The sequence below is a fragment of the Kitasatospora sp. NPDC091276 genome, assembly GCF_040684355.1.
Classification (GTDB): domain Bacteria; phylum Actinomycetota; class Actinomycetes; order Streptomycetales; family Streptomycetaceae; genus Kitasatospora.
Map to the genome: position 1 here is coordinate 33,617 of NZ_JBFBFU010000012.1, position 14,019 is coordinate 47,635.

Here is a 14,019-nt window from a genome sequence, read left to right on the forward strand (position 1 = left end):
TGAGCGCCCCGGTGGCTGAGAGGCCGGACCGCATCGCGCGGTCCGGCCTCTTTTGCATGCTGCCTCTCCTGAGCCCTGCCCCTTGTGCGGTGTGCCGCGATGGACTAAACCTCTATCCCATCTGGTCCAGACCAATTGACGCTCATTCAGAGAACAGGTCCGGTATGCCCACTCGCGCCTCAGCCCTGCTCGCCGCCGCCACCGTCGCCGCGCTGCTCGCCGCCCCCGCCACCGCCAACGCCGCCGACGGCGGGCACGGCCCGAAGCTGAAGGGCCAGCGGGTCGGCTACTTCACCCAGTGGGGCGCCGACAGCTCCGCCAAGCGCGTCCAGGACTCCGGCCAGGCCGGGAAGCTCACCGTCGTCAACTACGCCTTCGGCAACGTCTCCGCCGACGGCACCTGCTTCGAGAGCAACGACGCCGGCCAGGGCGACGCCCACAACGACTACCAGCGCGCCTTCTCCGCCGCCGACTCGGTCGACGGCGTGGCCGACGCCCCGGGCCAGAAGCTGAAGGGCCACTTCAACCAGCTGCGCAAGCTCAAGGCGAAGAACCCGCAGCTGCGCACGGTCATCTCGCTCGGCGGCTGGAGCTGGTCCAAGTACTTCTCCGACGCGGCCGCCACCGACGCCGCGCGCAAGAAGTTCGTCTCCTCCTGCATCGACCTCTACCTCAAGGGCGACGTTCCGGTCCTGCCCGGCTCCCCGGAGGGCGGCGCCGGCGCGGCCGCGGGCGTCTTCGACGGCATCGACATCGACTGGGAGTACCCGGGCGGCGGCGGGGACCCGGGCAACGTGGTCCGCCCCGAGGACGGGCGCAACTTCACCCTGCTGATGCAGGAGTTCCGCCGCCAGCTCGACGACTTCGGCAAGAAGGGCGGCAAGGATGGCGGCAAGAAGGGCGACAAGGGCAGGCACTACCTGCTGACCGCCGCCGTCGCCGCCAACGAGACCGTCGCCGACCGGCTCGAACTGCCCGAGCTGAGCGAGTCGGTGGACTGGCTCAACCTGATGACCTACGACCTGCACGGCCCCTGGGAGGGCAAGGGCCCGGCCAACCACCAGGCCAACCTCTACTCCGACCCGGCCGACCCCGACGCCCGCCGGCGCAGCGCCGACACGGCCGTCGACCACTACCAGGAGCGCGGCCTGCCCGCCGGGCAGATCGTGCTCGGCGCCCCGCTGTACGGCCACGGCTGGACGGGCGTCGCGCCCGGCAAGCGCGGCGGCCTCTACCAGAGCGCCACCGCCGCCGCCCCCGACCTCTCCTACCGGGAGGTCAACGCGCTGCCCGGCAAGGTGTACGTGGACCGCGACCACGGCGCGTCCTGGAAGTACGACGGCACCACCTTCTACAGCTACGACACCGCCGAGGTGCTCACCCAGAAGGCGCGGTACGCGCGCTGGAACGACCTGGGCGGCGTGATGGTCTGGTCGCTGGACGGCGACGACGCCCAGGGCAGCGCGATCGCCGCCCTGGACCGCGGCCTGCGCCGCGACTGACGCCCCGACGCGAAGGGGCCCGCCGTGTCCGCACGGCGGGCCCCTTCACGCCTGGGTCAGGCCCGGTCGCAGGCCTGCGCCCGCAGCGCGCGGGCCAGGTCGTCGCGGCACTCCAGGACCAGGCGGCGCAGCGCCGGCGCGGCCTGCGGGTGGCCGTCCAGCCAGGCGTCGGCCTCGGCCAGGGTCTGCTCGCTGGTCTGCGCGCGAGGGAAGAACCCGCTGACGATCCGCATCGCGATCTCGATGGTCCGCTCGGCCCAGACCCGCTCCAGCAGCTTGAAGTAGGGCGCCGCGTAGAGCGCGGTCAGGTCGCGGTGGGCGGGCAGCGCGAAGCCCGCGATCTCGGCCTCGACCAGGGCGTTCGGCAGTTCGTCGGAGTCGACCACGGCCGACCAGGCGGCGGCCTTGGCCTCCGCGGTGGGCCGGGCGGCCAGGCACTGGGTGTACTGGCGCTTGCCGCTGGCGGTGTTGTCGGCGGCCAGCTCTCCGGCCAGTTCCTCGTCGCCGGCCTGGCCGGCGGCGGCCAGTGCCAGCCACAGCGACCAGCGCAGCTCCTGGTCGACCTCCAGGCCGTCGATCCGGGCGCTGCCGGCCAGCAGGCCGCGGACCAGGCCGAGGTGCTCGGCGCCGCCCGCGGTCTGGGCGAGGAAGCGGGCCCAGGCCAGCTGGTGGTCGCTGCCGGGTACGGCCTCGCGCAGTTCGCGCAGGGCGCCGTCGGCCAGCTGCCGGCCGCCCTCGCCGCGCCAGGCCGGGTCGGCGTACAGGTCGACGGCGGTCTTGGCCTGGGCGTGCAGCGACTGCAGCACGCCGATGTTGCCCTCCTGGCCGGCGAAGCGCAGCACCAGGGCGACGTAGTCGCGGGCCGGCATCAGGCCGTCCCGGGTGAGGTTCCAGACGGCGGACCAGGCGAGTGCCCGGGCCAGCTCGTCGTGGATGTCGCCGAGGCCGGTGCGCAGGGTCTCCAGGGACTCGGAGTCGAAGCGGATCTTGCAGTAGGTGAGGTCGTCGTCGTTGAGCAGCACCAGCGCGGGGCGGGGGCGGCCGGCGGCCTCGGCGACGACGGTGCGGTTGCCGGTGACGTCGAGCTCGATCCGCTCGGTGCGCACCAGGGAGCCGTCGGCGTCCCGGTCGTAGAGGCCGATCGCGATCCGGTGCGGGCGTAGCACCGCCCCGTCCTGGAGGACGGCGAGTTCGGTGATCCGGCCCTCGGCGTCGGTGGTCACCTGCGGGGTGAGCGAGTCGACCCCTGCGGTCTGCAGCCAGGCGGCGGCCCAGGCCTTGAGGTCGCGGCCGCTGGTCTCCTCCAGGACGCCCAGCAGGTCGCCGAGTTCGGTGTTGCCGAAGGCGTGGCGCCTGAAGTAGCGGCGGGCGCCCTCGAAGAAGGCCTCGGGGCCGACGTACGCGACCAGCTGCTTGAGGACGGCGGCGCCCTTGGCGTAGGTGATGCCGTCGAAGTTGAGCTTGGCGTCCTCGAGGTCGCGGATGTCGGCGGTGATCGGGTGGGTGGTGGGGAGCTGGTCCTGCCGGTAGGCCCAGGCCTTGCGCTGGTTGGCGAAGGTGACCCAGGCGGAGGAGTACCGGGTGCGGGCGCCGATCAGGCCGTAGGAGCCCATGAAGTCGGCGAAGGACTCCTTCAGCCACAGGTCGTCCCACCAGCGCATGGTGACCAGGTCGCCGAACCACATGTGCGCCATCTCGTGCAGGATGACGTTGGCGCGGCCCTCGTAGGCGGCGTCGGTGACCTTCGAGCGGAAGACGAACTCCTCGCGGAAGGTGACGCAGCCGGGGTTCTCCATGGCGCCGATGTTGTACTCGGGGACGAACGCCTGGTCGTACTTGCCGAAGGGGTACGGGTAGTCGAACTCCTCGTGGAAGAAGTCGAGTCCGAGCTTGGTGACGCCGAGGATCTCGTCCGCGTCGAAGTACTGGGCGAGGGACTTGCGGCACATCGCGGAGAGCGGGATCTCCAGGGTGGTGCCGTCGGCGAGTTCGCGGCTGTAGTGGTCGCGGGCGACGTGGTAGGGGCCGGCCACGACGGCGGTGAGGTAGCTGGAGATCGGCTGGGTCGGCGCGAACTCCCAGGTGCGGGCGGCGCCTTCCTCGGTGACCTTGTCGTGGACGGCGTTGGACCAGACGTCCCAGGCGGCGGGGGCGGTGACGGTGAAGCCGAACGTGGCCTTCAGGTCGGGCTGTTCGAAGGTCGCGAAGACCCGGCGGGCGTCGGCCGGCTCGTAGTGGGTGTAGAGGTACGTCTCGCCGTCCACCGGGTCGGTGAAGCGGTGCAGGCCCTCGCCGGTGCGGCTGTAGGCGCAGTCCGCCTCGACGGTGAGGACGTTCTCGGCGGCGAGGCCGTCGACGTGCACCCGGGCGCCGTCGTAGGCGGTGGCCGGGTCGATCGCGCGGCCGTTGAGGGTGACGGCGTGGACGGCGGGGGCGAGCAGGTCGAGGAAGGTGTCGGCGCCGGGCCGGGAGCAGCGGAACGTGACGGTGGTGGTGGAGCGGAAGGTGGCGGCCTTCGGATCGGGGGCGGAGGTCACGTCCAGCCGGACCTGGTAGCCCTCCACGGCCAGGATGCTGGCCCGCTGCTGCGCTTCGTCGCGGCTCAGGTTCTTGCCCGGCACGGCGGTACTCCTTTGTCCGGCTCGCACGGTGGTGCGTCTGTGGGTGGTGCGGTCTCGGCGCGCGGTGTGCCGCGCCCCGCAGGGGCATCCTTTCACGCCCTCCCTCGCCGGTACCATTGCACAGGCCGTCCCGGCGGGGCCGGAATCAGCGGCGGCGGGCGGGTGTTGACGAGTCGGGGTGGCACGCCTGCCTGCCTCGTCATCACCTCACGAAGGACGACAGCCGTGACGACTGCCGCTGAGCGCAAGACCGCCGACTTCTGGTTCGACCCGGCCTGCCCGTGGGCGTGGATGACGTCCCGCTGGCTGATCGAGGTGCAGCAGTTGCGTCCGGTGGACGTGAACTGGCACGTGATGAGCCTGTCGGTGCTGAACGAGGACCGCGACCTCCCGGAGAACTACCGCGAGCTGCTGGACAACGCCTGGGGCGCGGTGCGGGTGTGCATCGCGGCCGCCCGGGAGCACGGCGACGAGGTGCTGGGCCGGCTCTACACCGAGCTGGGCCTGCGCTTCCACAACCAGGGCCTGCCGCAGAACCGGGAGACGGTCGAGGCGGCGCTGGTGGCCGCCGGGCTTCCCGTGGGGCTGGCGGACGCGGCCGGCACGGACGCGTACGACGAGGCCCTGCGCGCCTCGCACAAGGAGGGCATCACCCTGGTCGGCGAGGACGTCGGCACCCCGGTGATCGCGGTGGAGGGCGTGGACGGCGAGCGGGTCGCCTTCTTCGGCCCGGTGGTCACCCCGGCCCCGAAGGGCGAGGCCGCGGCCCGGCTCTGGGACGGCACCCTGCTGGTGGCCTCCACCCCGGGCTTCTACGAGATCAAGCGGACCCGTACGGCGGGCCCGTCCTTCGAGTAGCGCGGGGCGCGCGAAGGGCCCGGTACCGCAGCAGGCGGTACCGGGCCCTCGTGCGTGCCGGGGTCAGCGGGCGGCGGCCGCGTCCCGCCGCTGCTTGACCAGGCCGGCGGCGCTCAGCAGCGCGACCAGTATCCCGGCCGCGTACAGCTGCTGCCGGTTGCCCTCGGTGGTGGTCATCAGGGCGAGGATGCCGGTCACGGCGGCCATCGCGATCCAGGTCAGGTACGGGTAGCCCCACATCTTCACGGTGAGCAGTTCGGGCGCCTCGCGCTCCAGCCGGCGGCGCATCCGCAGCTGGACCAGGCAGATGAACAGCCAGACGACCAGGATGGCCACGCCGGTGGTGTTCATCAGCCAGGTGAAGACGGTCTCCGGCCAGAACTTGGCGGCCAGCACGGCGCCGAAGCCGAACAGGCAGGAGGCCAGCACGGCCCGGCGCGGCACCCCGCCGGAGACCTTGGCCAGCGCCCGGGGGCCCTGGCCGCGGCCGACCAGCGAGTACGCCATCCGGGAGGCGCCGTAGATGTTGGCGTTCATCGCGGAGAGCAGCGCGATCAGCACCACCACCTCCATGATCGTCCCGGCGCCGGTCACCCCGAGGTGCCGCAGCACGGTGACGTACGGGCCGTCGGTGACCACCGCCGGGTCCTTCCAGGAGACCAGGGTGACGACCAGGGCCATCGAGCCGATGTAGAAGATCGCGATCCGCCACACCGCCGTGCGCACCGCGTTGGCGACGTTCTTGCGGGGGTCGTCGGACTCGGCGGCGGCGATGGTGACGGTCTCCAGCCCGCCGTAGGCGAAGACCGAGGCGAGCAGGCCGACGATCAGCCCGCTGACCCCGGTGGGCAGGAAGCCGCCCTGGCCGGTCAGGTTGGTCGCGCCGGGGGCGCCGGGGCCGATCACCCCGGCGATGCCGAGCCCGCCGAGGACCAGGAAGGCGACGATCGCGGCGACCTTGATGGCGGCGAACCAGAACTCGAACTCGCCGAAGTTCTTCACCGCGGTCAGGTTGCTGGCGCAGAAGAAGACCATGAACAGGCCGACCCAGACCCAGGAGGAGACGCCCGGCACCCAGCCGTTGACGATCTTCCCGGCGGCGGTGGCCTCGGCGGCGACGCCGCAGCACAGCATCACCCAGTACATCCAGCCGGCCGTGATCCCGGCCCAGGGGCCGATCTCCTTCTCGGCGTGCACCGAGAACGACCCGGAGGCGGGGCGGGCGGCCGACATCTCGCCGAGCATCCGCATGATCAGCATGACCAGCAGGCCGGAGAGGGTGAACGCCAGGATGATCGCCGGACCGGCGGCGGCGATGCCGGCGCCGGAGCCGACGAACAGGCCCGCGCCGATCACCCCGCCCAGCGCGATCATCGACAGGTGGCGCTGCTTGAGGCCGTGCGCGAGCTGCTGGCCGGTGGCCGGGGCACCGTCGGCGTCGGTGGTCCCGGACGCCTTGGGCGCGGAGGTGGGGGCCATAGGGCTGGATCCAGACTGTGCGGAATGCGGCATGAGCTGTCCAATATCCGGTGATACCTCTGTTCATGCCAAGAGCGGGGACCCCGGGCCCACCATGCGGACCGCGCGGTGACGGAACGGGTCCGACCGGTGACACGGCGTCGGCGCGGGCCGGAATGGGCCGGTTCCGACAACGGTCGAGGGCGGGGCTTTGTCCGAAACCGTGGCGGTGGCGTAGTGGATCACCACGTAGGTTCACAGGTGTTCACTCACCTGAGCACCCCACAGGAGACCCCCGATGGCCACTGCCACCACCCCGATACCGCGCCGCGCCGTCCTCGCCGACCTGCTGCCCGCCGCCACCACCCGCCTCGGCGCCCAGGCCCGCGACCTGGCCCTGGTGGCCGGCGGCGCCGCCCTGACCGGCGTGGCCGCCCAGCTGTCGGTGAACATCCCCGGCTCGCCGGTGCCCGTCACCGGCCAGACCTTCGCCGCCCTGCTGGTCGGCACCGCGCTCGGCGCCCGCCGCGGCGTCGCCTCGCTCGCCCTCTACCTGCTGGCCGGCCTGGCCGGGATGCCCTGGTTCGCCGAGGGCACCTCCGGCTGGACGATGCCCTCGCTCGGCTACGTGCTCGGCTTCGTCCTGGCGGCCGGCCTGACCGGCGAGCTGGCCCGCCGCGGCGCCGACCGGACCCCGGTGAACACCGCCGTCACCATGGTCCTCGGCAGCCTCGCCATCTACGCGGTCGGCGTCCCGTACCTGGCCCTGTCGCTGCACGTCCCGCTCGCCCGGGCTGCCGAGCTCGGCCTCTACCCGTACCTGGTCGGCGACGCGCTGAAGGCCGTCCTCGCCGCCGGGGCCCTGCCGCTGGTCTGGAAGCTCGCCGCGAAGCGGTGAGCCCCCTGCCGGGCCCGGGCGCACGCGCATGCCACACTCATGGCATGCGCGTGTACCTGGGCTCAGACCATGCCGGATACGAACTGAAGAACCACCTCGTGGAGTGGCTCAAGGAGGCCGGCCACGAGCCGGTCGACTGCGGGCCGCACATCTACGACGCCGAGGACGACTACCCGCCGTTCTGCCTGCGCGCCGCCGAGCGCACCGCCGCCGACCCGGAGGCGCTGGGCGTCGTCATCGGCGGCTCGGGCAACGGTGAGGCGATCGCCGCCAACAAGGTCAAGGGCGTGCGGGCGGCGCTGGCCTGGAGCGAGCAGACCGCCGGGCTCGGCCGCGAGCACAACAACGCCAACGTGGTCTCCGTCGGCGGCCGCATGCACACGCTGGAGGAGGCCACCAAGTTCGTCGAGGTCTTCCTCAACACCCCCTACAGCGGCGAGCCGCGGCACACCCGCCGGATCGAGATGCTGAGCGAGTACGAGACCACCGGCGAGCTCCCGCCGATCCCGGCCCACCACCCGCAGGGCTGATCCCTCCCCCCGTCCACCCTCCGTCGGCCGGCCGCGCGCTCCACGCGGCCGGCCGCCGCCGTTCCCGGGCCCGTACGGCTGTGTCATCGGCCACAGGGCCGGGCGCGCCGGCGCTGGTACGCGCGGGGCGCGTGCGCCGCCCGCGTGGTTCGTACGCCCAACCGGCGCACGCCTCCTGACGCCGCGCCCGCCGTCGCGGCGATCGGCCGAAACCGGCTGACGGACCCGCGCCACGGCACACCCGCTCGCGTCCGGCCCGTCGACGCCGGGCGGTGCCCGTGGATAGGGTCGGGCCCCATGGCTGGCAGACCGCCGGGCGCACCGCCCCAGACGACTGCGACGAGGCCCGGCGCCGCCACGGCGTCCGGACCCGTGACGGCCCGGTTGCGCAGGAGGCTCCGCCGGGTCCGCCGAAGGCTGCGCACGGCCGGTGTGGACTACTTCCGCGGCGGCGCCGCCGACTGGCCGGTGCTCTGCGCGCTCGCCCTGCTCGTCCCGCTGCTGATCCTGCTCAACATCTGGATCCCCGCCTGGGCCCCGCCCACCGCGCTGGTCCTGCCGATCCTGGCCGGCGCGCTGCTGCTGCGCCCCGGCAGCCTGGTGGTGCTGTACGCGCTGGCGGCGCTCGGCCTGTCCGCCGAGTCGGTGATCCACACCGGCCAGCGGGTGGCCAGCGAGAACCCCGAGGCCTACATCTACGGCGTCACCCCGGGCGCGGCCCTGGTGGTCGGCGCCGCCGGGGTGGGCGGCCTGCTGCTGGCCCAGTTCCGGGCCCGGGTCGGCGTGCCCTGGTGGGGCGGCTCGACCATGCTGTTCGACCTGCGCGAGCGGCTGCGGGTGCAGAGCCGGGTGCCGGAGCTGCCGGACGGCTGGCACGCCGACATGGCGCTGCGCCCGGCCGGCGGGCAGTCCTTCTCCGGGGACTTCGTGGTCGCCGCCCGCACCGGCCCGGGCCAGCGGCTGCTGGAGGTGGTCCTCGCGGACGTCTCCGGCAAGGGCATGGACGCCGGCTCCCGCGCGCTGCTGCTCTCCGGCGCCTTCGGCGGCCTGGTGGGCTCGCTGCCCGCGCACGACTTCCTGCCCGCCGCCAACGGCTACCTGCTGCGCCAGTCCTGGGAGGAGGGCTTCGCGACCGCCGTCCACCTGGTGCTGGACCTGGACACCGGCGAGTACGAGCTGCTGTCGGCCGGGCACCTGCCGGGGATGCAGCGGCTGGCGGGCGCCGGGCGCTGGGAGGTCAAGGAGGCCGAGGGCCCGCTGCTCGGGATCTACGACGGCGCGAAGTTCGACGGCGTGCGCGGTCGGCTGAACCGCGGCGACGTGCTGATGCTGTGCACCGACGGCATGGTCGAGGAGCCGGGCCGGGACCTCTCCGAGGGGATGGACCGGCTGATGGGGGAGGCGGACCGGCTGGTGCCCGGCAGCGGTCCGGGCGCGGGGGCCGGCGCGGCGGCCGCGCTGATCGAGACGGTGGCCCGGGACATCAACGACGACCGCGCGGTCCTGCTGCTCTGGCGCGACTGACGCCCCCTCGGCCCGGCCGTCCGTCACCGGACGGACCGGCACATGCCGCGGGCACGTGCTGTCAAGCCGGGCAGCCGATCTTCGGCCAAATCGGCCGCCCCTTCGGCTGACCGGACCTGCGGCTTCCGTTACCCGCCCCCGGCCGCCTTCCGGCCGCTCAGCGCCGCCCCGGCGACGATTCGTCAGAACGGCTCCGCTATCGTCCCGGTCGGCGGAAACTCGTCTCGCATCGCAGGATATCGGCGTTGGGCTGACTGTCAGACCTTTACGCAATCGGCACGGTCGACCACACTGAGTCCGGGCGGGACTGTTCAGGATTCGGGGGATGGGGGGCGTCACGTGCGGCACGGCAGACAACGTTCGACCGCGCCGGGCTCCCTCGCCGGTGGTGTGCCGGTCGATCCGCGATTCCGCCTCGGGACCGTCGGACAGGCCGGGGTCCGGCTTCGCAGGTGCCGCCGGGCGGCGGCACCACGCTATGAAACGAGGAAGTGAGTCCGGGTGGCACTCTCCGTCTCCGCGCTGGTCCTGTTCGCAATCCTGTGCATCATCTTCATCCGCAACAAGCAGCTGAAGATCGCGCACGGCATCATCGCCGCCCTGTTCGGCTTCATGCTGCACGAGACCACGGTCGCGGGCTCGATCAACTCCCTGCTGGCGAACCTCGCCCACAGCATCTCGGGCATCACCGGCGGCTGACCCGGCCGGGCCGTCCGCGACCCCCGCGAGGGGATCACCGGCCGGCCCGTCTGGCCTCCCGCCAGCGGGCGAACAGTCCCCGGGGGCGGGCCGCCGCCTGGGCGGGGGCGCGCATCGGCGCGGGTGCCGCGGCACCCGCCGCGGCGGCCTGCCCCGGCACCGCCGAATCGGCCGTCAACAGCACGAACAGCCGCGCCCAGCACAGCCGTTCGCCCCGCGGCCAGTCCATCGCGCGCAGCGCCGCCGACGCGGCCTCCGACACCTCGCCGTCGACCCGGACCTCGGCGACGTCGTCGCCCGCCTTCCCGCCCAGGAAGAGCTTCACCCCGACCGGCCCCGGCCCGGCCAGCTGCGGCCGCAGCGCGGGCGCGAGCGCCGGCAGCACCCGGTGCTCGGCGAGCCAGCCCGCCAGGTGCTCGTTGCCGAAGCCGAACACCGCCGCCGGCCCCTGGACGGCGTGCCAGCCCTGGAGTTCGGCGTGGTCCGCGTGGTCGGCGTGCACGCCGCGCCCGTCCGTCAGCTCGACCAGTACCGAGGCGGTGGTGGTCGCCCACATCTTCACCGCGTTGGCGAGCTTCTCCTCCTCGGTCTTGCCGAGGCCGGCCGCGCAGTCCCACACCACCGGGGCGTCCGCCCGGCCCAGGTGCAGCACGTAGCCGAGGTCGACGTGGCCGGCGCCGTCGTCCCCGGGGTGCTCGCGCACCGCCACCGCCGTCGTCCCCGGGCCGCGCACCACCTCGCCGTCGGCGGTGAACTCCTGCCCGAGGCGTGCCATCTCCCGGACGACACAGCGCTGTATGACGGCCAGCCGCTCCTGGGGACGCACCGGGACTCCTCCACCTCGGAGCGCGGCGGGTGAGCTCCCGCTCGAACTGCGCTCGAACGCCGCCGAGGCTATCGGCCCGGCAGCCAGGCGGGAAACCGTCCGGCCTCCCCGGTTCTCCGGTCGCGGAAATGTCTGGAATGCACCACTTTGGGAAGCGGAACCGCCCTGTGGCCGCCGGCCGGGGCCCTGCCGCCCGCCTGGAGAGCCCGCATGACCCGCACCGCCCCGACGAGGCCGTCGTCGCTCCCGACGGCCCCTCCGGCACCCCTTCCGCCCCTTCTGGCGGGCCCGGACGGCTCCGGCCTGGCCGCCGAGATCGAGGCCTACCTCGCCTCGCTGCCCGCCCCCGCGCGCCACCCGGTGCCGTACGTCTGCCCCCACGGCACCACCGTGCGGCCGTGGTGCGCCGGCCACCCGGCGCCCCGGGCCACCCTGCTCGACCGGGCGCTGCGCCGCCCGGCCCGCCCGGTGCCGGTCAGCGCCGCCGACCACCTGCGGCTCGCCTCCCGCTACATCGGCGCCCACGGCTGGCTGCAGGGCGCGATGTGGGACGCGCGCGGACGGGTCTGCCTGCTCGGCGCCCAGGCCGCCGTCCTCGCGCACGGCTACGGCACCCCGGCCACCGTGCGCACCGCCCGGGTCCAGCTGATGGAGGTGCTGCACGCGACCGGCCGCCCGGCGCGCTCCCCGGACGAGTACAACGACCGCCCCGCCACCCGGGAGGCCGACGTCCACCGGCTGCTCGACCGGGCCGCCGCCCGGGCCGCCCGGCTCGGACTCTGAACCGGCCCTCCCGGCCTCCGCCCCCGGACGCCGGGCTCGCGGGGCCGCCCGGAAACGCCAACGGCCCCGGTGCGTGGAGACGCACCGGGGCCGGGCCGATGAGCGGGCGACGAGAATCGAACTCGCGTGACTAGTTTGGAAGACTAGGGCTCTACCATTGAGCTACGCCCGCGTGATCCCCCGGTCGTTGCCGGCCGGAAGTTCGGGGGACAGCGTACCCGGTCCGGGCGCTTCCGCGCACACCGGATTCTGCGCGCGCTCCCTCGGACCGCCCCCGAATATGTCGGCGAGCCGCCAGGGCCCGACGTGTACGCTTCCTCTCGGCACCACGGGGTGTGGCGCAGTTTGGTAGCGCGTCCGCTTTGGGAGCGGAAGGCCGTCGGTTCGAATCCGGTCACCCCGACAGTGCGGCAGGGTCTCGTCCACCGTGGCGGGGCCCTGTTCTGTTCGGGCCCGATGGTGGCGCCTGGCGTCCGCCTTTCGTGGTACCGGTAGGATGGGGCGCTGGCGGTAGTCCCTGCGGTCTCAACCCAGGTCAACCGCACGAGGGCGAGGAGTCACTCTCACCGTCCACCCCCCACGGGAGATGCAGCTCCAACCCTTCATCGCCCGTCTCGCCCGACCCACTCGTACGGCCTCGGCCGGCGGCCGGGAACGGCGGAGGCAACCTGACCGCAAGCCCATAGGAGACCTAACCGTGAAGAGCGCCGTCGAGACTCTGAACCCGACCCGGGTTCGACTCACCGTCGAGGTGCCCTTCGAGGAGCTCAAGCCCAGCCTCGACGCGGCGTACAAGAAGATCAACCAGCAGGTCACGGTTCCGGGCTTCCGCAAGGGCAAGATCCCGGCTCGCGTCATCGACCAGCGTTTCGGCCGCGGTGCCGTGCTGGAGGAGGCCGTCAACGACGCCCTGCCGCGCTTCTACACGCAGGCCGTCGACGAGGGCAAGATCGAGGTCCTCGGCCAGCCCGACATCACCAACATCGAGGGTGTCGAGAAGATCGCCGATGGCGGTGACCTGAAGTTCACCGCAGAGGTGGACATCCGTCCGGAGATCACCCTTCCGGACTTCGCCTCCATCGAGGTGACCGTCGACCCGATCGTCGTCTCCGACGAGGACATCGAGAAGTCCCTGGAGCAGCTGCGCGAGCGCTTCTCCTCGGTCAAGGACGTCGAGCGCGCCGCGGCCGCCGGCGACATCGTGGTCGTGGACCTGATCGCCAAGGTCGACGGCGAGGTGCCGGAGGACGGCACCGCCAACGGCGTCAGCTACGAGATCGGCTCGGGCCGCCTGATCGACGGCATCGACGACGCCGTGACCGGCCTGGAGGCCGGTGGCACCGCCACCTTCTCCACCGAGCTCAAGGGCGGCACCCAGGCGGGCCAGACCTCCGAGGTCACCGTCACCGTCACCGCCGTCCAGGAGAAGGAGCTGCCCGAGCTGGACGACGAGTTCGCCCAGCTGGCCAGCGAGTTCGACACCCTGGAGGCCCTGCGCGACGACTCCCGCAAGCGCCTGGAGCGCATGAAGGAGTACGACCAGGCCACCCAGGCCCAGGAGAAGGTGCTGGACGCCCTGCTCGGCCTGGTCGAGATCGAGTTCCCGGAGAAGCTCCTCAAGGACGAGGTCGAGACCCGCAAGCACAACCTGGAGCACCACCAGCTCCAGCCGATGGGCCTCGACATCGACAGCTACCTGGAGACCCAGGGCAAGACCCGCGAGGAGTGGGACGCCGAGATCGAGGAGCAGGCGAAGAAGGGCATCAAGACCCAGTTCGTCCTGGACCAGATCGTCGCCGACGAAGAGCTGGGTGTTAACCAGGAGGAGCTGACCGAGCACCTCATCCGCCGCGCCGCCGGCTCGGGTCTCACCCCGGACCAGTTCGCGCAGCAGGTCGTCCAGGGTGGCCAGGTGCCGCTGCTGGTCGGCGAGGTCGCCCGCGGCAAGGCGCTGGCCACCGTGGTCGAGGCCGCCAAGGTCGTCGACACCGAGGGCAACGAGGTCAACTTCGACGACGAGGACGAGACGGCCGAGACCGTCGAGGCCCCGGCCGCCGAGGAGACCGCCGCCGAGGAGAAGACCGAGGCCTGAGTGCCCCGGTAGCCCCTGAGGTCTGCGACGGGCCCGGACGCCGTACGGTGTCCGGGCCCGTCGTCGTCCCCCGGGGCGGACCCGACCCTGCGCTCACAGCGAACAGTTCTGCGTGAGGGATTCTGCGGCCCGGCCTGCGCGTTAGGGTCCTTGGACAGCACCAATCACACCGTGATACCCGGAAGCTGTGCGACACCGTGACGGCCGTGGAGCGACCGTCCAAATCGA

The 14,019-nt window shown here is 72.8% G+C and carries 11 protein-coding genes and 2 tRNA genes; 9 read left to right on the top strand and 4 right to left on the bottom strand.

The genetic code is table 11. From position 1 onward, the window contains the following. The first annotated feature begins 164 nt into the window (after window positions 1–164). Complete coding sequence (locus AB0O19_RS16825; RefSeq protein ID WP_363620219.1) at window positions 165–1,502, top strand: glycoside hydrolase family 18 protein; 1,338 nt, start codon at window positions 165–167, stop codon at window positions 1,500–1,502. A gap of 56 nt (window positions 1,503–1,558) precedes the next feature. On the opposite strand, the gene pepN is transcribed toward AB0O19_RS16825, so the two are convergent. After that, window positions 1,559–4,123, bottom strand: a complete 2,565-nt coding sequence (pepN, locus tag AB0O19_RS16830; protein ID WP_363620221.1) for an aminopeptidase N — start codon at window positions 4,121–4,123, stop codon at window positions 1,559–1,561. Window positions 4,124–4,414: 291 nt separating this feature from the next. On the opposite strand from pepN, the gene AB0O19_RS16835 reads away from it, so the two are divergent. Then, window positions 4,415–4,981 carry a disulfide bond formation protein DsbA gene (locus AB0O19_RS16835; RefSeq protein WP_363620413.1) on the top strand — a complete coding sequence of 189 codons (567 nt, stop codon included), beginning with the start codon at window positions 4,415–4,417 and terminating at the stop codon, window positions 4,979–4,981. A 63-nt stretch (window positions 4,982–5,044) separates the two neighbouring features. On the opposite strand, the gene AB0O19_RS16840 is transcribed toward AB0O19_RS16835, so the two are convergent. Continuing rightward, window positions 5,045–6,355, bottom strand: coding sequence for an amino acid permease (locus AB0O19_RS16840; protein WP_363620414.1), 1,311 nt, complete (start codon window positions 6,353–6,355; stop codon window positions 5,045–5,047). 382 nt (window positions 6,356–6,737) lie between these two features. Between AB0O19_RS16840 and AB0O19_RS16845 the strand changes: the two genes are divergently transcribed. From AB0O19_RS16845 to AB0O19_RS16860, 4 genes are all read left to right on the top strand, one after another. Beyond that, a complete protein-coding gene (locus AB0O19_RS16845) occupies window positions 6,738–7,337 on the top strand; it encodes a biotin transporter BioY (RefSeq protein WP_363586434.1) in 600 nt (199 codons plus the stop codon). Between the two features lie 44 nt (window positions 7,338–7,381). Continuing rightward, window positions 7,382–7,867, top strand: coding sequence for a ribose-5-phosphate isomerase (locus tag AB0O19_RS16850; protein WP_063347575.1), 486 nt, complete (start codon window positions 7,382–7,384; stop codon window positions 7,865–7,867). 384 nt (window positions 7,868–8,251) lie between these two features. Then, window positions 8,252–9,391, top strand: coding sequence for a PP2C family protein-serine/threonine phosphatase (locus AB0O19_RS16855; RefSeq protein ID WP_350886172.1), 1,140 nt, complete (start codon window positions 8,252–8,254; stop codon window positions 9,389–9,391). Window positions 9,392–9,892: 501 nt separating this feature from the next. Next, window positions 9,893–10,090: a hypothetical protein gene (locus AB0O19_RS16860; RefSeq protein WP_063347574.1), complete on the top strand. Its 198-nt coding sequence runs from the start codon at window positions 9,893–9,895 to the stop codon at window positions 10,088–10,090. A gap of 34 nt (window positions 10,091–10,124) precedes the next feature. Here AB0O19_RS16860 and AB0O19_RS16865 read toward each other — a convergent pair whose 3' ends face one another. Then, on the bottom strand, window positions 10,125–10,916 hold the full coding sequence (locus AB0O19_RS16865; protein WP_363620223.1) for a DUF6348 family protein: 792 nt from the start codon (window positions 10,914–10,916) through the stop codon (window positions 10,125–10,127). 210 nt (window positions 10,917–11,126) lie between these two features. Between AB0O19_RS16865 and AB0O19_RS16870 the strand changes: the two genes are divergently transcribed. Further along, entirely contained in the window at window positions 11,127–11,699 is a 573-nt protein-coding gene (locus tag AB0O19_RS16870) for a hypothetical protein (protein WP_363620225.1), read from the top strand. Window positions 11,700–11,800: 101 nt separating this feature from the next. Here the strand turns inward: AB0O19_RS16870 and AB0O19_RS16875 are convergent. Further along, window positions 11,801–11,871: transfer RNA gene (locus AB0O19_RS16875), tRNA-Gly, on the bottom strand. A 157-nt stretch (window positions 11,872–12,028) separates the two neighbouring features. Here AB0O19_RS16875 and AB0O19_RS16880 point away from each other — a divergent pair. Together AB0O19_RS16880 and tig are read left to right on the top strand one after the other, a co-directional pair. Continuing rightward, a tRNA-Pro gene (locus AB0O19_RS16880) sits at window positions 12,029–12,102 on the top strand. Between the two features lie 294 nt (window positions 12,103–12,396). Beyond that, a complete protein-coding gene (gene tig / locus AB0O19_RS16885; protein WP_350886166.1) occupies window positions 12,397–13,791 on the top strand; it encodes a trigger factor in 1,395 nt (464 codons plus the stop codon). Window positions 13,792–14,019: the final 228 nt, after the last annotated feature.